The sequence below is a fragment of the Actinomycetes bacterium genome, assembly GCA_022599915.1.
In the GTDB taxonomy this organism is placed as follows: domain Bacteria; phylum Actinomycetota; class Actinomycetes; order S36-B12.
In genome coordinates, this window is record JAHZLH010000054.1 from 1 (window position 1) to 21,348 (window position 21,348).

Annotated in this window: 17 protein-coding genes; 5 read left to right on the forward strand and 12 right to left on the reverse strand. The window is 61.2% G+C overall.

What is annotated here, in order from left to right:
• The 3 genes from K0U62_09090 to K0U62_09100 all read right to left on the reverse strand — a co-directional run.
• The coding region (locus K0U62_09090) for an oligopeptide:H+ symporter (protein ID MCH9801666.1) at positions 1 to 1,439 on the reverse strand (1,439 nt) is incomplete at its 3' end.
• A gap of 95 nt (positions 1,440 to 1,534) precedes the next feature.
• Positions 1,535 to 1,897, reverse strand: a complete 363-nt coding sequence (locus tag K0U62_09095) for a hypothetical protein (protein ID MCH9801667.1) — start codon at positions 1,895 to 1,897, stop codon at positions 1,535 to 1,537.
• Between the two features lie 172 nt (positions 1,898 to 2,069).
• Positions 2,070 to 2,408 (reverse strand): Rieske (2Fe-2S) protein, encoded by a 339-nt coding sequence (locus K0U62_09100; GenBank protein ID MCH9801668.1) that lies wholly within the window; start codon positions 2,406 to 2,408, stop codon positions 2,070 to 2,072.
• A 161-nt stretch (positions 2,409 to 2,569) separates the two neighbouring features.
• On the opposite strand from K0U62_09100, the gene K0U62_09105 reads away from it, so the two are divergent.
• Complete coding sequence (locus K0U62_09105) at positions 2,570 to 4,531, forward strand: M13 family metallopeptidase (GenBank protein MCH9801669.1); 1,962 nt, start codon at positions 2,570 to 2,572, stop codon at positions 4,529 to 4,531.
• Between the two features lie 7 nt (positions 4,532 to 4,538).
• Here the strand turns inward: K0U62_09105 and K0U62_09110 are convergent, their stop codons facing one another.
• Positions 4,539 to 5,558: a magnesium and cobalt transport protein CorA gene (locus tag K0U62_09110; protein ID MCH9801670.1), complete on the reverse strand. Its 1,020-nt coding sequence runs from the start codon at positions 5,556 to 5,558 to the stop codon at positions 4,539 to 4,541.
• A gap of 97 nt (positions 5,559 to 5,655) precedes the next feature.
• On the reverse strand, positions 5,656 to 6,063 hold the full coding sequence (locus K0U62_09115) for a hypothetical protein (GenBank protein MCH9801671.1): 408 nt from the start codon (positions 6,061 to 6,063) through the stop codon (positions 5,656 to 5,658).
• 196 nt (positions 6,064 to 6,259) lie between these two features.
• Here K0U62_09115 and K0U62_09120 point away from each other — a divergent pair, with 196 nt between their 5' ends.
• Both K0U62_09120 and katG read left to right on the forward strand, forming a co-directional pair.
• On the forward strand, positions 6,260 to 6,718 hold the full coding sequence (locus tag K0U62_09120; protein MCH9801672.1) for a transcriptional repressor: 459 nt from the start codon (positions 6,260 to 6,262) through the stop codon (positions 6,716 to 6,718).
• 31 nt (positions 6,719 to 6,749) lie between these two features.
• Entirely contained in the window at positions 6,750 to 8,939 is a 2,190-nt protein-coding gene (gene katG, locus K0U62_09125; GenBank protein ID MCH9801673.1) for a catalase/peroxidase HPI, read from the forward strand.
• A gap of 80 nt (positions 8,940 to 9,019) precedes the next feature.
• On the opposite strand, the gene K0U62_09130 is transcribed toward katG, so the two are convergent.
• Positions 9,020 to 9,466 carry a hypothetical protein gene (locus K0U62_09130; protein MCH9801674.1) on the reverse strand — a complete coding sequence of 149 codons (447 nt, stop codon included), beginning with the start codon at positions 9,464 to 9,466 and terminating at the stop codon, positions 9,020 to 9,022.
• Between the two features lie 234 nt (positions 9,467 to 9,700).
• Here K0U62_09130 and K0U62_09135 point away from each other — a divergent pair, with 234 nt between their 5' ends.
• Positions 9,701 to 12,328, forward strand: a complete 2,628-nt coding sequence (locus K0U62_09135; GenBank protein MCH9801675.1) for a choice-of-anchor D domain-containing protein — start codon at positions 9,701 to 9,703, stop codon at positions 12,326 to 12,328.
• Between the two features lie 245 nt (positions 12,329 to 12,573).
• On the opposite strand, the gene bioB is transcribed toward K0U62_09135, so the two are convergent.
• The 5 genes from bioB to K0U62_09160 all read right to left on the reverse strand — a co-directional run bounded on the left by bioB (position 12,574) and on the right by K0U62_09160 (position 17,354).
• The gene (gene bioB, locus K0U62_09140; GenBank protein MCH9801676.1) at positions 12,574 to 13,614 is read right to left on the reverse strand and encodes a biotin synthase BioB; all 1,041 of its coding nucleotides are present in this window, start codon (positions 13,612 to 13,614) and stop codon (positions 12,574 to 12,576) included.
• 5 nt (positions 13,615 to 13,619) lie between these two features.
• The gene (gene bioD, locus K0U62_09145; GenBank protein ID MCH9801677.1) at positions 13,620 to 14,360 is read right to left on the reverse strand and encodes a dethiobiotin synthase; all 741 of its coding nucleotides are present in this window, start codon (positions 14,358 to 14,360) and stop codon (positions 13,620 to 13,622) included.
• Entirely contained in the window at positions 14,357 to 15,574 is a 1,218-nt protein-coding gene (locus K0U62_09150) for an 8-amino-7-oxononanoate synthase (protein ID MCH9801678.1), read from the reverse strand. Before K0U62_09150 ends, bioD begins: the two co-directional genes overlap by 4 nt.
• A complete protein-coding gene (gene bioA / locus K0U62_09155; protein MCH9801679.1) occupies positions 15,571 to 16,899 on the reverse strand; it encodes an adenosylmethionine--8-amino-7-oxononanoate transaminase in 1,329 nt (442 codons plus the stop codon). Before bioA ends, K0U62_09150 begins: the two co-directional genes overlap by 4 nt.
• A 71-nt stretch (positions 16,900 to 16,970) precedes the next feature.
• Positions 16,971 to 17,354 (reverse strand): nitroreductase family deazaflavin-dependent oxidoreductase, encoded by a 384-nt coding sequence (locus K0U62_09160; protein ID MCH9801680.1) that lies wholly within the window; start codon positions 17,352 to 17,354, stop codon positions 16,971 to 16,973.
• A gap of 283 nt (positions 17,355 to 17,637) precedes the next feature.
• Here K0U62_09160 and K0U62_09165 point away from each other — a divergent pair, with 283 nt between their 5' ends.
• Positions 17,638 to 20,445 (forward strand): S8 family serine peptidase, encoded by a 2,808-nt coding sequence (locus K0U62_09165; GenBank protein MCH9801681.1) that lies wholly within the window; start codon positions 17,638 to 17,640, stop codon positions 20,443 to 20,445.
• A gap of 42 nt (positions 20,446 to 20,487) precedes the next feature.
• Here the strand turns inward: K0U62_09165 and K0U62_09170 are convergent, their stop codons facing one another.
• The gene (locus tag K0U62_09170) at positions 20,488 to 21,162 is read right to left on the reverse strand and encodes an NAD(P)-binding domain-containing protein (GenBank protein ID MCH9801682.1); all 675 of its coding nucleotides are present in this window, start codon (positions 21,160 to 21,162) and stop codon (positions 20,488 to 20,490) included.
• Between the last annotated feature and the right edge of the window lie 186 nt (positions 21,163 to 21,348).

Below are 21,348 nucleotides of genomic sequence, written 5' to 3' on the forward strand. Positions count from 1 at the left end.
AGGAGGACGGCCACCGAGCCGAGCAGCCCGAAGTAGGACGCCAAGCCCAAGCCGGAGAGCAGGTTGGCCAACTGACCGCCGATGGTGTCGCCAACGGCCGCCGCCAAGAACCACAGGGCCAGCATCTGCCCGGCCATGCCGGTGGGTGCTAGTCGAGTCGTCGCAGACAGGCCAGTGGGGGACAGGAGTAGCTCAGCCCAACTTTGGATGACGTAGATGCTCACCAGCCACCACACGCTGCTGAGGTTGCCTTCATCAGCCATGAGTCCGGGAAACACCATCACCAGATACGAGATGCCCACACCCACAAGGCCTAGGGCGAACTTGACCGGAGTCGACGGCGCTCGATCGGCCAGTTTCATCCAGATAGTGGCGAACACTGGCGCGAAGATAATCACCATTGCTGGCTCGACGCTTTGTAGCCAGGAGGCCGGCATAGCGAAACTGCCGATAGATAGATCAGTGTGTTTTTCCGCGAAGATGTTCAGCGTCGAGCCGGACTGGTCGAAGATCAGCCAGAACATCGCCGCGACTAAGAACAGGAAGACGAAGGCCTTTACACGAGAGCGTTCGACATCGGAGAGTTTCCGTTTGGTGAATATCGTTCGGAAGTAGATGATCGGCAACAGCAGAATGACGATGCTGAGGATGTCAACCAATCTGTCGATGTTGAACCCGCCGGTCAGCAGACTCACGACCGCCACTACTGCGGCGAAGGCGGCGACGCCTATCAGGCTGGAGTAACCGACTTTACGCCGCAACTCCGGTGGCGCCGGGTTGGGAACGTGGGTACCGACGTCGCCGAGATACTTTCCGCCTCTGACGTATTGGATGAGCCCGAACATCATCCCGACTCCGGCTGCGGCGAAGGCGACGTGCCAGCCCACCCACTCTGAGATGGTGCCGCAGACGATCGGAGCGATCAATGCACCTAGGTTGATGCCCATGTAGAAGATCGAGAAGCCGGAGTCGCGGCGAGCCTCTTCGCTGCCGACGTAGAGTCCGCCGACGAGGGCAGAGACGTTGGGCTTCAGCAGGCCGGTTCCCAGTGCGACGGAGAGCAGTCCAATCCAAAACAGCGCTTCGATCGGTACCGCCATCAGGAAATGACCCGCCGTAATGACAATTCCACCCCACAGCACCGTCCGCCGGGCGCCCCACATACGATCCGCGATCCAACCGCCCATGAGCGGAAACACGTAGACCAGTGACAGGTAGGTGCCATAGATCGCAGTGGCGCTACCGTCGTCCAATCCCAAGCCGCCGCCGGGCGGACTCACTCCATCGGGTGGCGTAATCAGGTAGAGCGCGAGCAAAGCCCGCATGCCATAGAAGGAGAAGCGTTCCCACATCTCGGTGAGGAACAGCGTCATCAAACCTCTGGGATGACCAAAGAATGCTTTGGCATCCGCGGCGGGAGCACCTTCAGCAACACTCATGCAAACTCCCAGGTGCGCCGTTCGATGACGAAACGGCTCGCTGTCCGCACCCTAGTCAGTACAACGGCTGTTGGCGAGGCAGAGTGCTCGTGAGGCTACTTACAGTGAGTCAAGGAGTAGAGCAGCAGTCCCTGATCAAGTGGTTGGGGAGCCCATTGGTCGTCGAACCGCAATTCAGGATGTTCCGCACTCAAGAGTGATAGGGACAGGTATTCCCACCGTCCGGCGGTTCCTGACTGAACCCAACCGCGCATTTCCCCAGTGACCTGGTCGTATTCGGTAATGAACCAGTGCCGCATTCCCGGAGCGCAGTAGTGGGCGTAGACGATTGAGCGCCGTCCGAGGCTACCTGTAGTGGCGAGTGCTGGCGTGTTGGCTGGCGGTGACGCGATTCTGGCTGGGGTCACGTCCTGCTGTAAGCCGCTTGCCTCTGGTTGGCGATAGTTGCTGGTGCGCATGGGCCCTCCCCTCCCTTGTGCACCGTTGAGACGAAATGCTGCCGGCGTCGGTTCCGCAGAAAAGACGGCAGTTTGCGGCCAATTTCTTCCAGCAGTGGGTAGCGGCAGATGTTGGCAGAAGTGTCTGAGGGTGGCGCGAGTGCCGGGCGCGCGGCCGCGAGCGGCCTGCGTCTCAGTCGATGATGAGGTCTCGACCCACCTGATTTACGCGGCCGCGCTTCAACGGCAAGATCTTGGTCAGCAGTTGAAAGCCCATGTCCAAGCCGGGGATTTTGGCGAAGATGCCCTGTGGTCCTCGCACCATTTCACCAGAATCCACGTCGTACTTGGCGCCGTGCCAGGGGCATACCAGACAGCCATCCGGGTCGATGCTGCCCTGGGCGAGATCTGCCCGCAGGTGGCGACATTTGCGGCCGACAGCGAAGTAATCACCGTTGTTGCCGACGGCGTACTCTCCGGAGCCGACGACGGTTCCGTCAGGAACGCCCTCCGCTGGTATGGACGATCCCATCACAACTCCTGACTCGGTCGCGTAGTGCGACACTTCTACAGGCTAGGGCAGAAAAGTGCTTTCGGCAGCCGGGTGAGGAGGGCTTGGTCGCCCTCGGAGCGGGAGTGAATCAGTCAAGGGGTCAAGTTCATGGCTGCCCCGCGTCGCCCTAGAGTGAGGCTATGGCTGCTGCAACTTCCGGAATCGATCTGACCTCGCGCGATGAGTTGGTGCGACCGCAAGACGACTTCTACCGCTCGTGGCATGGACGCTGGCTAGACGAGTTTGAAATCCCGGCGGACAAGGCCGAGTACGCTTCGTTCACAAAATTGCGGGATGAATCACTTGAGCAATTGCGCGACATCGTTGACGAGCTCGTAGCGCAGCAGCCAGCCACCGACACTCCTGCTGGAAAGATCGCGGCGCTGTACCGCGATTACATGAATACCGAGGCCATCGCCGAACAGGGGTTCAGCTCGCTTCAGCCGCTACTCAATGACATTGCTGCAGTTGATGGCCCAGCAGCACTATCCGAGATTTTTGGCCGACTGGATCGAGAAGGGGTCGGAGCTCCCATCGGAACGTATGTCCATCAGGACAACCGCGACTCGACCCGCTACCTACTTGATGTTCGGCAATCCGGTTTAGGCCTACCGGATCGCGACTACTACCTCGATGGCCGATTCGCCGAAGTTGTCACCGCCTACCGCAATCACATCGCCGCGCTGTGGCTGCTCGCAGAGCTGGGGGATCAGCAGCAAGCCGATGATGCTGCCGGGCGGATCGTTGCCTTGGAAACCCGCATCGCCGAAGCGCATTGGGACAACGTCCGGAACCGCGATCCACAGGCCACCTACAACCTATTGGCCGTGGCTGATGCCGACAGCAGTGCACCAGGTCTTGACCTTGCGGGCTTTCTTGCTGCTGGTAAGGCACCGACATTGGATTCCATCAACGTCGGGCAGCCGGACTACCTGACCGCCTTGGGTGAGTTGTTGACTGAGGTGGATCTGGCGACATGGCGCGACTATCTGTGCTTTCGGGTCATCAGCGGCTATGCGCCCTACCTGCCGGCAGAGTTTGATGCTGAGAACTTCGCCTTCTACGGAACGACGTTGACTGGGGCACCGCAACAGCGACCCCGCTGGAAGCGCGGCGTGGACGTCGTACAACAGGCACTGGGCGAAGCGCTAGGTGAGGAGTACGTGCAGCGGCACTTCCCGCCTGAAAACAAAGCACGAATGTTGGAGCTGGTCGATAACCTGCTGGCCACCTACGCCGACTCCATCGACTCGTTGGACTGGATGTCGGCGGACACCAAAGCGCAAGCGCGAGCGAAGTTAGCCACTTTCCGCAGCAAGATTGGTTATCCGGACGTGTGGCGGGACTACTCTGCGCTGCAGTTCACCCCCGGTGATTTGATCGGTAACCTCCGGCAGGCGTCTTTTTTCGAGCATGACCGTGATATGGCCAAACTCGGCGGCCCCATTGATCGGGAGGAATGGTTCATGCCGCCGCAGATGGTCAACGCCTACTACAACCCGGAGATGAATGAGATCGTTTTCCCGGCCGCCATTTTGCAGCCGCCGTTCTTCAACATGGCCGCCGACGACGCCGTGAACTACGGGGCGATCGGCGCAGTCATTGGGCATGAAATCAGCCATGGTTTCGATGACAAGGGCTGCCAGTACGACGGCGACGGCAACTTGCGGAACTGGTGGACCGAAGACGATCATGACGCGTTCTCGCAGCGAACCGCTGCGCTGGTTCGGCAGTACGCTGATTACGAACCAGTGACCGGGCATCAGGTGAATGGCGAGTTGACTTTGGGGGAAAACATTGCAGATGTATCTGGGGTGGCAGTGGCTTACCGCGCCTATCAGAAAGCGCTGGCGGGAACTGACGCTCCGGTGATCGACGGCTTGACGGGAGCGCAGCGGTTCTTTATCGGCTACGCGCAGGTCTGGCGAGCGAAAACCCGCGATGAGGAAGCTGTGCGTCGGGTCACTATGGACCCCCATTCACCACCGCAGTTCCGGGTCATGGGGGTGCTGGTTAACAATGACGACTTCGCGGCTGCCTTCGACCTGCAGCCTGGTGATGGCATGTGGCGAGATCCGGACCAGCGCGTTCGAATCTGGTAGCGGCCCGCTACAGCCAACCGGAGCGCTTGAAGGCCCGGTAGAGCAAGATGCACGATCCGATCATCGCTGCCAACACGATCGGATACCCGTAACTGGACTCTAACCCCGGCATGTTCACAAAGTTCATGCCATAGATCCCGGCGATTGCTGTGGGTACCGCGATGATGGCCGCGTAGGCGGAAATACGGCGCATATCTTCGCTTTGTCGCATCTCTTGGCGCGAAGTGACTGCCATAAGCAGCGCCATAAGCAGTTGGTCGTGGGAATCGGCCAGATCGTACGCCTGCAAGATGTGATCACCCAGATCGCGGAAATGGGTCTTCATCTCCGGGGGTGTGCCACGGCCCTCCTCTCGAGTCAATGCCCGGGCAGTCACCAGTAGCGGTGACAGTGCCCGGCGCAGTTCCAGATTTTCCCGCTTCAGTTGGTAAATGTCTGTGACGAGGTCATCGAGTTCGTCGGCAAAGATCCGTTCCTCAATCTCGCTGACATCTAGATCGAGTTCGCGGGACACGTTGAGATAGCCATCGACAATGACGTCGCAAATCGCGTACAGCACTCCCGGGGGACCATATTTGAATAACTGTGGTTCGTGGGCCAATCGGTCCCGGGAGCTGCCGGGGGCGGCATCGCCGTATCGGATTGAGAGCGCGAAACCGGGACCCAGAAAGACCGACACTTGCCCGGTCTCCACGTCGGAGGTCTCCTCCACGTAGCGCAGTTCTTTGAGGATCACGAAGACTTTCGGCGGATCACTCTCAAGCGCGGGGCGTTGCCGGGGGTCTTTGATCTCGTCAATTTGGACCGGAGACAAGCCGAAGATCCGCTGCAGGTCGACAATCTCGGTATCGGTGGGGTCTTGCATCTTGACCCAGATGAACGAAGAGGAATCTGCGCTCTCGGTCGCTACTTCCTGGAATAGTTGTTGCACTTCATCGGCGGGTAGTGGGCCGCGTAGCCCCTGCTCGACTCCTGCCGGATTGGCTACGAGCTCACCTGCGCGGTAGCGGAACAGCGAACGGATCATTCTCCGATTCTTGCCTGACTCACGCACGATTGCTGGCCGTTTCGGCGTGTAGGTGAAGTTGACGTCTGGACAACTGCGGTCGGGACGTTGCGATCTCCTACTGGGAACCGCGCTGATTCAGTTGGTCAGTCACCGTGGAGAGTGCGTCGGTGTCGGCCACTCGCTGCAACTCGGTCTTGGCTCGGTGTAAGTCAGCTTGGCTTTTGCGGTGGCGACGCAGCGCCCACTGGGCGATGAATGCCAGAATCCCGGCCAAAGCGAGCAGGGCGAAACTCCAGACGTCGAAGGTTTCGATCCGCGAGATCGCCAGGACTCCGATGAAGCCGGTGGCGATAGTGGCAACGACAAGGCGTCGGGCCGTCTGCCGGTGATTTTTGGACCGCTCGCGGGTGGCGGCTGCCAGTTCGATGAGGGACAGTTCAGTGGTCGCTGGGCCGGATGGATTGCCGCTACCGCCGGTGGGTGATTGGCTCTCATCGGGGAGCAGATGTCGCCGCTCCGTCATGGGGCTCTACCTCCTTGTCGAAAGTCCATGGGGACTGACTAATACTGGAGTGCCCGGTGCGACGGTTGTGAAACCCGCAGTAGCCATTTTTTTGCAGATTTCTTGACCTCGGCTCTCAGGGCCTTCGAGGGTTCGCTATTCGTGTCGATGGATTCCAATACTGGAGGGACTCCAGAGTCTGCGATAGGCTGCTGACGTGCCCGACGCCGCCACCGAACTGCGCTCTCGCGGAATCCAAGTCACCGCGCAACGGCTAGCTGTCTTGCGAGCAGTTGCAGAGGCACCGCACCTCACCGCTGATGCCGTCGCTGAGTCAGTGCGACGCGAGATCGGTTCGATTTCGCTGCAGTCGGTCTACGACGCGTTAGGGACCCTAGTTGACGCGCAACTGCTGCGCCGGATTCAACCCGCCGGGTCACCGGCTCGATTTGAGGATCGGGTTGCCGACAACCACCACCATCTGATCTGTCGAGATTGCGGTCGTGTAGTTGATGTCGATTGCGCTGTGGGTGAGACGCCCTGTCTGACCGCTAGTGATGACCAAGGTTTTCAAATCGATGAAGCGGAGGTGGCCTTCTGGGGTCGCTGTCCGCGGTGCCAGCCGAAAAGTACCGCTGGCAAAAAATCTCGGGATCAGGGGGATCCCCGTAAGTGAAAGCTCGCTGCAACCGAAGGAGAGAAACAGCATGAGCAATGAGAGCAAATGTCCGGTGACCGGAGGCGGTCGCTGGCGCGATACCGACGGCATGACCAACCGTGATTGGTGGCCGCATCAGATCGATCTGAGCCTGTTGCGGGCCAACCACCCGAACTCAGACCCGATGGACGAGGGCTTTGACTACGCAAGTGAATTCGAGTCGCTGGACTTCGAGGCGCTCCGGCAAGATCTGACTGATCTGATGACGGACTCACAGGAGTGGTGGCCAGCCGACTACGGCCACTATGGGCCGTTCTTCATCCGGATGTCCTGGCACGCTGCTGGTACGTACCGCATCAGCGATGGTCGCGGTGGTGCCGGCACCGGCATGCAGCGGTTTGCGCCGCTGGATAGTTGGCCGGACAACGCCAACCTCGACAAGGCCCGTCGACTGCTGTGGCCAATCAAGCAGAAGTACGGCAATAAGATCTCGTGGGCAGACCTGTTCGTGCTGACCGGCAACGTGGCACTAGAGTCCATGGGCTTCGAGACCTACGGCTTCGGTGGTGGGCGTGCTGACGTCTGGGAGCCAGAGGAAATCAACTGGGGCTATGAAGGCACCTGGCTGGGCGACGAGCGTTACAGTGGTGAGCGGGAACTCGCCAACCCACTGGCTGCCGTGCAGATGGGCCTGATCTACGTCAATCCGCAAGGCCCCAACGGAAACCCCGATCCGCTGGCTTCCGCTCGTGACATCCGCGAGACCTTCCGCCGCATGGCGATGAACGACGAAGAGACCGTGGCGCTTGTCGCAGGTGGCCACACCTTCGGTAAGACCCACGGTGCTGCTACCGACGAAGGTAACGTCGGCCGGGAGCCGGAAGGTGCCCCGCTGCACGACATGGGTATGGGCTGGGAAAATAGGTTCGGCACCGGCAAGGGTGGCGACGCGATCACCAGTGGCCTAGAGGGTGCCTGGACTCCGAACCCGATTGCCTGGGACAACGGCTACTTCGAAACACTATTCGCCTACGACTGGGAACTGACCAAGAGCCCAGCAGGTGCCTGGCAGTGGAAACCCAAGGAGGGTGCCGGCGAAGGCTCCGTGCCCGACCCGCATGATGCCAGCAGGAGCCACACCCCAATCATGTTGACCACAGACCTAGCGCTGCGGGAAGACCCGATCTACGAACCGATCTCGCGTCGGTTCTTGGAGAACCCGGAAGAGTTCGCGTTGGCGTTTGCCAAGGCTTGGTACAAGCTGACCCACCGCGACATGGGACCGATCTCTCGCTACCTCGGCCCGCAGGTGCCAGCAGAAACGCTGATCTGGCAAGATCCGATTCCCGCTGTGGACTACGACCTGATCGATGCCGCTGACATTGCTGATCTCAAAGCCAAGATCGCCGAGTCGGACTTGACCGTGTCACAGCTGATTGGTGCTGCCTGGGCTTCAGCCGCCACCTACCGCAACAGCGACAAGCGCGGCGGTGCCAACGGTGGTCGAGTGCGGTTGGTGCCGCAAAACTCCTGGGAAGCGAACAACCCCAGCGAGTTGGCGCGGACCATCGAGGTCCTGGAAGGGATCCAGTCGGAGTTCAACGCGGCGCAGTCCGGCAAGCAGGTGTCGCTGGCCGATCTGATCGTGCTGGGTGGCTGCGCTGCGGTGGAGCAGGCAGCTCGCGCTGCTGGCTCCGAAGTGCAGGTGCCGTTCACCCCAGGTCGGGCCGATGCTGGCCAAGAGCAGACCGATGAAGAGTCATTCGCTGCTCTGGAGCCGACTGCCGACGGTTTCCGTAACTACCTGGGCAAAGCGCACACCCGTCCCGCCGAGCACCTGCTAGTGGATAAGGCTGCGCTGTTGGGGTTGACCCCGCCAGAGATGACGGTGCTGGTGGGCGGTTTGCGCTCGCTGGGTGCCAACTACGACGGCTCCGACCTCGGGGTACTCACTGACCGGCCGGGCGAACTCACGAACGACTACTTCGTGAACCTGCTGGACATGGGGACTGTCTGGGAGCCCACCTCGGATACCGAGGAGGCCTTCGTCGGGCGAGATCGGGACAGTGGCGACACCAAGTGGAATGCCAGCCGCGTGGATCTGGTCTTCGGTTCCAACTCGCAGTTGCGGGCACTCAGCGAGGTCTACGCCACGACTGATGCGCAGCAGAAGTTCGTCACCGACTTCGTTGCCGCCTGGGACAAAGTAATGAATGCAGATCGGTTCGACCTGAACTGATAACAGACCCGTCGGGGCCGATCGGTGCGTAGCGCCCGGTCGGTCCCGACGTTTGTCTGCACCATGCTGTCGGGTGAGCCCTAGTGGGCGACTTGTCGCCGAGCAGCCCGCCAATCGCGCCAGGCTCCGGTGCACCAGAGCGCCCACACGACTAACGCAGGTTGGAACAGCAGTCGCATCCCGCGCGCGAGATCGGAGTCGAGGCCAAAGGCAGTGGTGCCGGTCAGAAACTGGGCGATATTTCCGGGGAAGATCACCACAAAGAAGCCAGCAGTCACCCAACCAACGGTGGCGCGGTGCCGCCGTAGGGTTAGCAACGAGGTGCCCAGAGCGATCTCAACAACGCCGGAAATCGCCACGATTGCTTCCGGTGCGGGAAACTGCGGTGGTACTTGGGCTAAGAACTCCTCGGCGCGCGTGAAGTGGCTGATGCCAGCTCCGATGAGAAAAGTAGCCAACACCCAGCGTGCCACGGTGCGCAGTGGATCGCTACTGCGCGGTCGTTGTTCCGCCGGCTCGCTCGTCATAGTTGTCAATCAATCACAGCGCACGCAAGCGCGCCAGGCGTAGCCGGGTGTTCTTGGCGGACTGCGGGGTGGGGTATTTCTACATCTGGCACACTGGGGAGTCGAGCCCCTGCAATACGAGTGGGCGTCGTGAGGCAAATTTCGCGAAGTCGAGGATATTAGCGCGGTCCTAGGAGGAGTCACATGTATTCGCTGGTGCACCATCGGCGCCTTAGTCGGGCGAGAATCGCTAGCGTGCTGTTTTCACTGGCCTTGGTCGTTGGTCTGCTGACCTCGGCCGTGGCGGGTACGTCAGCCACAGCGGATAGCCCAAAACCGGCCGCTGCAGATGCCCCGGTCAAGGCAAATATCTCGGTTGCTGACGTGACTGACAGAGCCACAGTGAGTGAAATGGACGCGAGCGGCCTCAACTCCTGCGTAGTGACGGAAGCAGGCACGGTCTGGTGTTGGGGTGCCAATGGCCACGGCCAGTTGGGCAATGGCACGACCGGCGACGGCAGTGATGAGCCGGTACAGGTGCGCGGCGGTGAACAGGGCGGTGAGTACCTCGAGAAGGTGGTCACCTTAGGGCACGGTGGCGACTTTGCCTGTGCCGCGACGAAAGACGGCAGTGTGTATTGCTGGGGGGACAACGGCTACGGCGAACTGGGCAACGGCACTAGGAAACAAAGCAACACACCGGTGCAGGTGCACGCGGGTGATCAGGGCAGTGGAAATTTTGCCCGCGCTAAGTCGGTAAGCGCCGGTAAGCATTATGCGTGTGCCTCGACGACGGATGGATCCGGCTACTGCTGGGGCATCGACGATCAAGGGCAACTGGGCAGCAATGGTTCGAGTAAGGACGGTCGCACTCGTCCAGTCCAGGTCGTTGCAGGTCAGCAAGGCAATGGGAAGCTAAGCAACGTCCATGATGTGGTTGCCCACATTGCGGCAACGTGTGCGATCACTGACTACACCGTTGCCGCTGGTGGCAAGGTTTATTGTTGGGGTAACGATTTCTCTGGAGCAGTGGGCACTGGAGGTGGGTCCGGTGCCGTCCCGCAGCCAAATAAGGTCTGCCTGCCCAATGCGAGCGACAAGGGAAATTGTGGCAAAGACGGTCAACTGTCGGGTGTGGCCATGATTTCGGATCAGGCCGCAGGTGATCGCGGCACCGCCGACGACAAGCACAGTGATGACTCGGTCTGTGTGGTGACGGTCGACAAGTTCGCGTACTGCTGGGGTTTGAATAAGTACGGTGAGTTGGGTATCGGCACGGCCGAGGGGCCACATACCTGTGGAGTTGGAAACAATCCAGTCCCTTGCGCGCAAACTCCCAGGCAGGTGAAGAATACGCAAGGCACCGGGCCCCTATCAGGAGTGACTGACATTTCCTCTGGCTTTACCTCCTGTGCCATCGCTACGGAAAAGATCTACTGCTGGGGCTTCAACGAATACGGCTCAGTAGATGGCACTCGAGCTGAGAATGTCAGTTTGCCGCGGCTGAAGGCCACCGATCCGGCCGCCGATGTCTCCGTGGCTGGGGTATCCGTCTGCTACGAAACAACTGACGGTCGTGCCTTTTGCTGGGGTGGTGGCGGGTTCGGCCAGTTGGGCAATGGCGAGGTTGTTGAGCGCAGGGTAAAGCCGCAACGAGTGGGGATGGCCCACTTCAACCCCTACCTGGTGGAGTTTGGTGAGGTTCGGCTAAGCGAAACCGGCTACGAGTACTCCGACCTCAAGGATACCTTCTTTGGTGGTGTCAACTTGCTGACGCTGAACCGAACTGGCTCCCCGGATTACGGTGCCGGTCCGGCACCGGCAACCGTGGGTTCGTCGGAGAATGTGTGTGGTTTGGTTCCAAGTGGAGTCCTCCTTGCCGATCTGCTCTGTAAGGTGCAGGTCACTTTCACGCCTACCCAACCTGGAAAGCCGCCGGGCATCGTGTGGGTGGGTCCGAGCTGGTACGAAAAAGACGAAGACGGCAACGTGGATCCGCGGTCGGCCATGCTGGCGGTCAGCGGTGAAGCAGTGATAGCTCCTGATGACCCCGCATACGCCGATGCCGCTATTGCCACCTACAACGATGTGGACTTTGGTGACGTGGACGTCGGCACCGTGAAGACGGGAAAAGTGACGATCAGGAATATTGGCAAGGCACCGCTGCGGATCGACAAGACTCGAGTGACTACCCCCACCAACGAGTTCGGTAAGGCTAGCGGTGGGGATGGCTGCAAGGGCGCAAAGCTGAAGCCCGACGGCAGGGACAAGTGCGTAGTCAAAGTGCGGTTCTTCCCCCGAGCAGAGGGTGACGCTGCCGCGCTGTTGAAGATCGAATCCAACAGCATCAGCAACGAATATGACGCGGCAGTTCTTGTCGGCGAAGGTATTCAGGTCATTGAACCACCGGAAGACCTAGAACCCGAGGGCGGCTCCGGGGGTGGCGGCGGCTCCGGCGGCGGCGGCTCCGGTGGCGGAGGTGGATCCGGGGGTGGCTCCGATGGTGGCACCGATCTCGACAGTGACTTGATCACCGGTGAGGCGCCTGGCAAGGTCAAGAACTTGAAGGCGCGTGCTAAGAGTTGCCGCACTGGTGTTGCCACCTGGCAGCCGCCGAAGAACTTCGGCACGGTGGCACCGGACGAGTACGAGATTCGCTACCGAAAGGGTAGTTCGGGCAAGTGGTCGTCGTGGAAGTCGCAAGACTGGGTGCCGAACGCCGGCGGCAAGTTGAAATACACGTTGAAGAAACTCACCCCCGCGCGTGACTACACGGTGCAGGTGCGAGCAGTTTCCGCCGCCGGGAATGGCAAGAAGGATGTGGATTCCTTCCGGACGCCAACTTGTGGCGGCAAGATCCCGACCAAACCAGGCAACGGGTAAGCCCAGCCGGTCGCGTGGGGACTGGGCTCAGCTGGGTTACGAGTTCAGTTGGCCGCTGTTGGCCAGTGGTGGCGCCCCGTGCTGTGAGCAATGAGCGTCCCAACCCGCAGGCGTGACCTGTACAACCATGCGGCGGCGGCAGTGGGGGCAGAACCGGGGTGGCTCTAGTCGCAGCGCAGCAGCGCAACCGTCGTGATTTCCCGTTGCGGCTGGGTTGCCGCAACGAGCGCAGAACTCGTCCTCGCTCACAGCGTCTGTGACAGTGCCTTGACCGGCATCCGCAGGTCGGCGAGCAACTCGATGTCGTCCGTCGCTGGCCGCCCCAGCGTGGTCAGGTAGTTACCTACGATGACCGCGTTGATACCGCCGAGCAGGCCGTCGCGGGTACCGAGATCGCCGAGGGTGATTTCCCGGCCACCAGCGAACCGCAAGATAGTCCGCGGCAACGCTAGCCGGAAAGCACCAATCGTGCGCAGCGCATCAGGGGCCTCCATCACGGGCAGATCACCAAAGGGTGTTCCCGGCCGCGGGTTGAAGAAGTTCAGTGGTACCTCGTGCGGGTCGATAGTCGCCAGTTGCGCGGCTAGTTCCGCGCGCTGCGCGACGCTTTCGCCCATACCCACGATACCGCCGCAACACACCTCCATGCCGGAGTCGCGCACCATGCGCAAGGTGTCCATCCGCTCTTCCCAGGTGTGGGTAGTCACTACCTCCGGGAAGTACGATGCTGCTGCCTCCAGGTTGTGGTTGTAGCGGTGGATCCCCATGTCCACCATGTCGGCGACCTGCTCAGGAGTCAGGATGCCCAGGGAAGCGGCCACGTTGATGTCGACCGCTGCATGAATCGCCGCTACACCTTCCCGCAACTGTGCCATCAGTTTGTCGTCTGGACCGCGCACAGCGGCCACGATGCAAAACTCGCTGGCTCCGGTGGCGGCGGTCTCCTTGGCGGCCTGGACTAGGCCCGGGATGTCCAGCCACACCGAGCGAACCGGTGAGGAGAACGTGCCCGACTGCGAGCAGAAGTGGCAGTCTTCTGGGCAACCACCAGTCTTCAGCGAGACGATGCCTTCAACCTCGACCTCGGGGCCACACCAGCGCATCCGCACGTCGTGGGCAAGTTCCATCAGTTCAGTGAGCCGGTCATCGGGTAACTGCAAGACCTCGAAAATCTGTTCCTCGGTTAGGCCGCGACCCTCGTCGAGGACTTGCTGACGCGCGACGGCGAGAATGTCGCTGTCGCTACTGGTGCTGCGGTCCGCATCGCTAGCGCGTGGGTTTGAGATGTCGGTCACGAGGTCCTCCGAGTTTGGAACGTCACAGCGAAGTCTGCCTCATCGAACCGGCCCCCGAACGCAGGGGACAGCGAAGATTCGGCCGCGGCAAGGAAATTCTCCCGATTTAGTTCCCCGGCGCCCGCCAACATCGCACCGCTAATGGGCGCACCGACGACGGACTGCAGGTCCACTAGGTTTGTTTGACAGGCGAGGTCCGGTTCTAACGGCCAAGAGCCCAAAACAACGCCTGCGAGGTGCAGTTTGCGTTGCTGCAGGGCCTCGACCGTTAGTGCGGTGTGGTTCAGCGTTCCCAAGGCTGGATCCGCCACCACCACGACCTCGGTGTCGTGATCACTGGCTAGATCCTCGGCGATATCGGCCAAGGTGGTGCCGTGCTCGTCGAAGCGCACCAGCAGGCCGCCAGCACCCTCGACCAAGACCAGATCGAACTCTTCCGCCAATGCCGCGATCGCCGAAACGATTTGCTGGCGGGATAGCGTGGGCAGCTCTCGGATGCGCGCGGCGGCCTCAGGCGCCAACGGATCGGGGAAACGCTGCAACTCATAGAGATCCTCGATCCCCGCCAGTTCGGCAACGTGTGCGATGTCGCCAGATTCATTAGGACCGAGCCCAGTTTGCGCCGGCTTCACTACGGCCACAGTTTGTCCGGCGGCGGCTGCGGTGGCAGCCATGGCCGCGGTGATAACCGTTTTGCCGACTCCGGTGCTTGTCCCGGTTACTACTCGGATGGTCACTGCGGGTTCCTCTCTGCGGTGTCTGGGGATGAAGGTGAAGGTGGGCTGGGGTGATCTAGCGCGGATCGGCTGGCTACCGCCTTCCGGGCCGCAACCAGAGCAGCGGCAGTGCGGTGTAGGTCAGCGGCGTTCAGATCAGCCCGGGCAGTTAAGCGCAGTCGGGATCGATCATCGGGCACCGAAGGTGGTCGGAAACAACCGACCTGCACACCATGCTCCCGGCACGTCTCCGCAGCGGTAGTTGCCGCCTGGGGGCTCTCGGTATACGCGGATACCACCGCTGCATCGGGTGCCGGTGCGGACCAGTCCAGATCGATCAGCAACTCGTGGAGTTCGGCGGCGACCGTGAGCGCTCGCTTGGGCAGTCCCGGGTCTCGCCGCAACTGCCGCAGCGACTCGCGAGCAGCCGCCACTGCCGCCGGGGCCAAGGCAGTGTCGAAAATGAACGGGCGAGCCGCGTTCACCAACTGATTGATGACCGGCGTCGATGCCAGCACTGCGCCACCCTGGCTTCCCAACGCCTTCGACAGGGTTGCGGTGGCTACCACGTCGGGTTCACCCGCTAGACCTGCGGCAGCGGTCGCCCCGCAGCCGCCGTCACCGACCACACCCAAACTATGCGCCTCATCCACCACCAGTACCGCACCATTGCTGCGCGCGGTTCGGTGCAGGTCGGTAAGGGGTGCGAGGTCCCCGTCAACACTGAATACTGCATCGGTGACGAGCAGCGCCCGCGGCTGCTGGCGGTCAGCGAGGGCCGCCGCTACGGCTGCCGGGTCAGCATGCGGTACCACCGCTACCGGGGACCGAGACAGCCGACAGGCATCAATCAGCGAGGCGTGATTCCACTGATCAGAAACGACGAGACAGTCTGGCCCGGCCAGTGCACTCACTGTCCCCAGGTTGGCCAGGTAACCGGAGCTGAAAGTGACGCTGGCTTCGTAGTCAGTGAACTGTGCCAGATCGGTTTCTAGATCCGCGTGCAGTTCGGTGGAACCAGTGACCAATCGGGAGCCAGTGGCGCCGGCTCCCCAGGTGGCAGCGGCATCAGCGGCAGCCGCCACTACCTGCGGATGACGTGCCAATCCTAGGTAGTCATTGGACGCTAAATCCAGGACGTCCTGGTTCGCTGACCGCGGCTGGAGGTGCCGATGAGTGCCAGCATCACGACGCTGCTGCGCCTGCTGATGCAGCCAGTCAGCGAATTGGGTCATGCCAGCACCGTGGTGATCGCATCCGTCACGGTGGTGGTTAGCAGGTTCAGGTCTGCTTCTTCGATGGCGAGCGGTGGCATCAGCACCACGACGTCACCCAGTGGACGCACCCAGACACCGTTGCGGCGAGCGTGCTGGCAAATGGCAAAGCCCGTGCGTTCAGTGACCGGATCTACCTCGATACCGGTCATGGTGCCGATCTGACGAATCTCCCGGACTCCTGGGACGGTGAGCAACGGTGCTAGTTGTTTGGCCAGTTGTTCGCCGACGGCCGCTGCGTGGGCGACGGTATTTCGTTGTGCCATCAAGTCCAGGTTCGCGATTGCCGCGGCGCAGGACAGTGGGTTCGCGGTGTAGGAATGCCCGTGATAAAACGTTCGTCCAGAGGTTGCAGAGCCAAGGAAGGCGTCGTACACCGGTTCCGCAACGAGTACTGCTGACAGTGGCAGGTAGCCGCCGGTCACGCCCTTGCCGCACGTGATCATGTCGGGGCGGATACCGGCGTGCTCCACAGCCCACATTTTCCCAGTGCGACCGATGCCGGTGGCTACCTCATCGCAGATGAGCAGCACACCGAACTCGTCACACAGTTCACGCGCGCCACGGACAAACGACACGTCGTGAGTGAGCATGCCGCCCGCGCCCTGCACCATAGGTTCAATCACCAGTGCGGAGATCTGATCGCCATGTTCAGCCAACTTCTCCCGCAACTCCGCGATCACCGCTGTGGCCCGCTCGGCACGAGTCTGCCCCGGCTCCAACAAGCCCGGCGATGACACCATCTGGGTGGACAGCAGGAGGGGGCGGTACTTGTCGTGGAAGAGGTCAATTCCGCCGACACTCACCGATCCTAAGGTGTCGCCGTGGTACCCCTCAGCTATGTGTAGGTAGAGCGGTCGTTGCTCACCTCGCTGGATGTGGGCCTGGTAGGCCATCTTCAAGGCGGCTTCAACGGCACTGGAACCATCCCCGGCATAGAAAACTCGGGTCAGCCCCATAGGAGCGGTATCGATTAGCCGCTCAGCGAGTTCAATTCCGGGGGCATGGGTGAGACCGAGGAAAGTGGTGTGATCCAGCCGATCTAGTTGACGCTTAATGGCGTCGTCGATCTCGGGAACCCGATGGCCGTGCACGTTGACCCACAACGAAGAGACGCCATCGAGGTAGCGGTTACCATCGGTGTCCCAGAAGTACATTCCCTCGGCGCGATCCACCACAATCGGGTCATCCTCGGCCCACAGTGATTGTTGGGTGAACGGATGCCAGACCGCAGCCGAGTCGCGTTTGATGAGATTAGCGGTGATGTCGCTGGACTGCCCGGACATGCCACCCATGGTCGCAAAGGGTAGATCCCGCCCCGACACAGGGTCAGGGTCACACACAAGAGGAGCTGCCACTAGATGCGGCGGGTCAGCAGTAGGAACTCGTCCACGCCAGTGCTCGCCAGGACAGGGCGCACGAACAGTGGCACCTCGCTGCGCATACCTGGATCTCGGATCAGGACCGGATCAGCCAGCGGAAAAGTAGCGCCCCGGTGCTCCAGGGAACAGCCACTGGCTGCGACGACGTTGCGGGCCCAATCCACTTGACTGCCATAGGTTAGGGCGAATAACCAGTTGCCGTGCGCGCGGAACACCATGACCGGCGTGGCGTAGTTGCGGTCGGACTTGCGGCCCACATGGTGGACCACACCCAAATAGGGAGCGATGCGGGCCAGATGTCGCATGCGGGGGTTCACCACATCGCGATTGAAGCGGGTGACCCGCTGCGGAAACGGCACGGTGGGAGTCTGACCTGCTGGATCACCGGTTGCAAGGTCAGCTGGTGACTACCTGAGTGTTCGTGGGCCCGACTAGTGGGTACCCGGCAATCGGGTGAGGGGCAACTAGGTGAACTGACTCAACTGTAGGTAGCGCAGCAACCGATAGTCTGACTAGGAAAGAAGAACCTACTTGAAGTCGGCTTCATCTTCATCGGCTCACTGTTGCGGTGGACAGCGCTCCCCGGCGGTCTAGCCGGACTTCAAGGCCGCGGCTTGCCGCGCCGAGCTGGGGAGTGAAGCCATGACTGATCCGATCAAATCCTACGGTCAGCTAGGTGCCAGCTATCGGCCCAGGCGTCGCCGCTGGAAGCGAACCAGCATCGGAATCAGCATTGCGGTCGCAGGACTGCTGCTGGCCCCACTGAGTGCCTTGGCAACTGGGAGCGCCGCAGCGGCGGCCGAGGATAAGCGGCCACTTCCCGGCGATCAGTTAGCAACCGAACAACCGGTCAACGAGGAGCAGGACTACATCGTGCAACTGAAGCGTTCGGCTTCAGTCAAGAAGATGGTTAAAACAACCGATGTCAGTCGGACAGACGTTTCGGACAAACTGCAAGGTAAGGCCTTTAAAGGAGCGGTGGTCAATCTCAGCCCTGCTGTGGCAGCCGAACTGGAAAGTAGCAACAAGGTGAAGCAGGTCGTGCCTGATGGCACTGCCTATGCAGTCGGGGTACCGGCCGAAGCTGATACCTCGCGGGTGGCCAACTCGTGGGGAATCGATCGCAGCGATCAGTATCTGGGCACTGACGGCAACTACAACCCGCCGAGTGAGGGGGACTCGGTACACGTATTCATCATTGATACCGGTATCGACTTGGATCACCCGGAGTTTGCTGGTCGGATGGGTGCTGGCTATGACGTGATCACCCCAGGTGGTGACGCAGATGATTGTCAGGGTCACGGCACGCATGTAGCCGGCACCGTGGGCTCCACCGAGTTTGGTATGGCCGTCAACACCGTTCTGCATCCGGTGCGGGCGCTGGACTGTGCCGGATCCGGGTCTTGGTCAGGAATCATCGATGCGATGAATTGGGTGGCGGCCAACGCCCCGGAAAGATCCATTGCCAATATGAGTCTCGGCGGTGGCAAGAACGAAGCTATCAATGCTGCGGTCGCGAATTTGGTGGCATCGGGAGTTCCGACTGCGGTGGCAGCAGGCAACTCTGGTGCGGATGCCCGCAACTATTCACCAGCCAGCGCTCCGAGCGCGATTACGGTGGGGGCCACCGACTCGACTGATAAGGAAACCTACTTCTCTAACTATGGCCCGGCCCTTGATCTTTACGCTCCCGGATCAGCCATCAAGGCAACCGCGGTTGGGGCCCTCGGCGGTCAGTCGCTCAGTGGCACCTCCATGGCCAGCCCACATGTTGCCGGTGCATTGGCGGTGTACTGGGGAACGAATCCACAGGCGACCGCCACCGAAGTGACTGCGGCGATGCTCGAGCAAGGCAGCCAGAGTGTCGTGAAGTACCCGTGGGGTCAGGCAGGTTCGCCCGACAGTCTCGTGAATGTGCAGTACGAGGTTGGTCCGCCGTTGGCACCGGGAAAGCCGAACCCGAAGGTCGGTGATCGAGAGATACAGCTGACCTGGGCGGCGCCGGCAAGTTCCGGTGGCAGTCCCATCTCCGGCTATCGCGTCGACTACCGACCGGACGGCGGCGAGTGGACCACGGCCGCCGCAAACACCGGCGATAGCACTTCGCAGTTCACCGTTGGTGGCCTGACCAACGGGACCACGTACACCTTCCGGGTGGCAGCTCACAACAGCAACGGCATGTCGGGCTACTCCGCCGTCTCGGCCCCAGCAACTCCGGTAGCCCCAGGCATTCGAGATGTGGCCGGGACGTTGACTACGCAAGACGGGATTGCGCTCGGTGATGCCAGCGTGACTGCGACCGCAGTTGACGGCAGCCTTACCTCGGTCGCCACAACAGCCGCCGACGGTTCATTTGCGCTGCAGGCAGCAACTCACGTGAATACCGACGTGGCGGTTACTCATGCTGACTTCGCGGTGGAGGGCGGTGCGGTCTTCACGCCGCAGGACAGTTCGTTCGCCCTGACGATGCCACGCGAGCATCGAGTCACTGTCCTGGTGGTCGATAAGGAAGGCGAGGCTGCTCGGAATGCCCAGGTCGATGCTGCTGGCCCATTCACCTGGCCGGTCTCGGGCTTGGTTGGGGTGAAGGTCACTGGCTGGTTGCCAGGGCGCATCGGCGGAGTCACCGACTCCGTGGGACGAGTCCCCATTTCGGCATTTGGCCCGTTGCCCTACAACAAGACCATCGCCAAGGTGACCGCACAGGTGTCGCCCCAGACGACCCAGCACACTGACGTGTTAGGTCGCACCATCACCGGTAGCGACCCTTATCGACGAGTGGCCCTGGCGGTACTTCCCTATCTGCCGACGATGGAATCGACCACCGGCGGCAAGACCGCTGCGGGTTCCGCAGCGGTGGTATCGGTGAGAACCGCAAGTGGAGCACCCCTGGCAGGTGCGAAGCTGTTGCTGGTGCCGGTGCTCCGTGGCGACTCTGAGGTGCAGGCTCGAGAGGGTGGGATAGTGGCAACCGCCAAGAGTGGTACCAAAGGCCAGGCAGTCTTCGACACAACTGGACTGGCGCCAGGTACCTACCGGGTGATTGCTAAGAACCTGACAATGCGCACGCTCGATATCCGAGTTGAAGCGCCGGCAGCGGCAGCACCGGTTCAACCACCGACTGCCCCGGCCCCAGTTGACCAGGCGGCCCCGCCAGCGGATTCGACTTCACCTGGTGGTGCCAAGCCAGATCGTGGTGGGTCCGCTCCAGTTGCCGCCACGATGAAGAAGGTCGCCAATGGTGGCAAGTTGAAGGCAATGTTCGACTCCGGGGTCCGCACCAAGTTCAAAGTGCAGAAGTTGAACAAGGGCAAGTGGAAGACGATCGGCGGGAAACGCGCGACGAACAAGAAAGGCAAAGTCGTCATCAACCTGCCCAAAGGCAAGTATCGCCTGAAAATCCTCGGCGACCAGGTCAGCTACACCGAGGTGGTGCGGTTGCGCCGGTGACTCGCTTGCTAGCAGTCACTCCTCGCAGCAGACGCTGCGCCGTCAGCGGGTAGCGGCGGCAGCTGCGGCCGTCACCGCGGCCACCCCCGCGGGCGATGGGCCTGCTCCCCAGTTTGTTGGATCGGCCGCGTACACCGTCCCGTATACCGGGGTGTCAGGCTGGCTGCGCCAACTTTCCGTCAGCGGACCCATATCTGCCACGTCATAGCCGATCCGGTCCAGGAACTCCGTCACCAGCCGTTTGGCTACCTCGTCATTGCCAGCGATGGGTAGCGCACTGCGATCAGCTGCACCAGCCGGGCGTGCCAGTTCCGCAAGATGTTGGAAGAAGATGTTGTTGAACGCTTTAACCACCTGCGAATCGGCGAGGTATTGCTGAACCAACTCAGACGAAGACATATCGCCTCCCGCTAGTTCCGGCATCTCACCATCTCGGCCGGGGTAGTAATTCATCGTGTCGATGACCACTCGACCGGCCAACTCGGCAGCGGGCACGCTCGCTACGCGGCCCAGTGGGATAGTCACCACGACCAGGTCGGACGCTGCTGCCTCCGCCGTTGTTCCGGCGGTGGCCTGTGGGCCAAGATCGGTGACTAGATCAGCCAAAGTCTCCGGTCCACGACTATTGCTCATGATCACGTCGTATCCAGCCGCTACCGCGAGGCGAGCAACTGTACTACCAATATTTCCGCTGCCGATGAATCCAATGGTCGTCATGGTTTTTGAAACGCCCCTGATAGGCGGTCTATTCCACTGGGGCACTTGAACGAGGGGGAAGATAGATCGGTCGAACGGGAACGCCACCTGAGCGGCGATAGAGTAGGCGCAACGATCGCAGGGAAGGCATGTCGTGGTCAACCAGCCAGTGGATTCACGGAATACCAGCGGAAACGGGAAGACGGC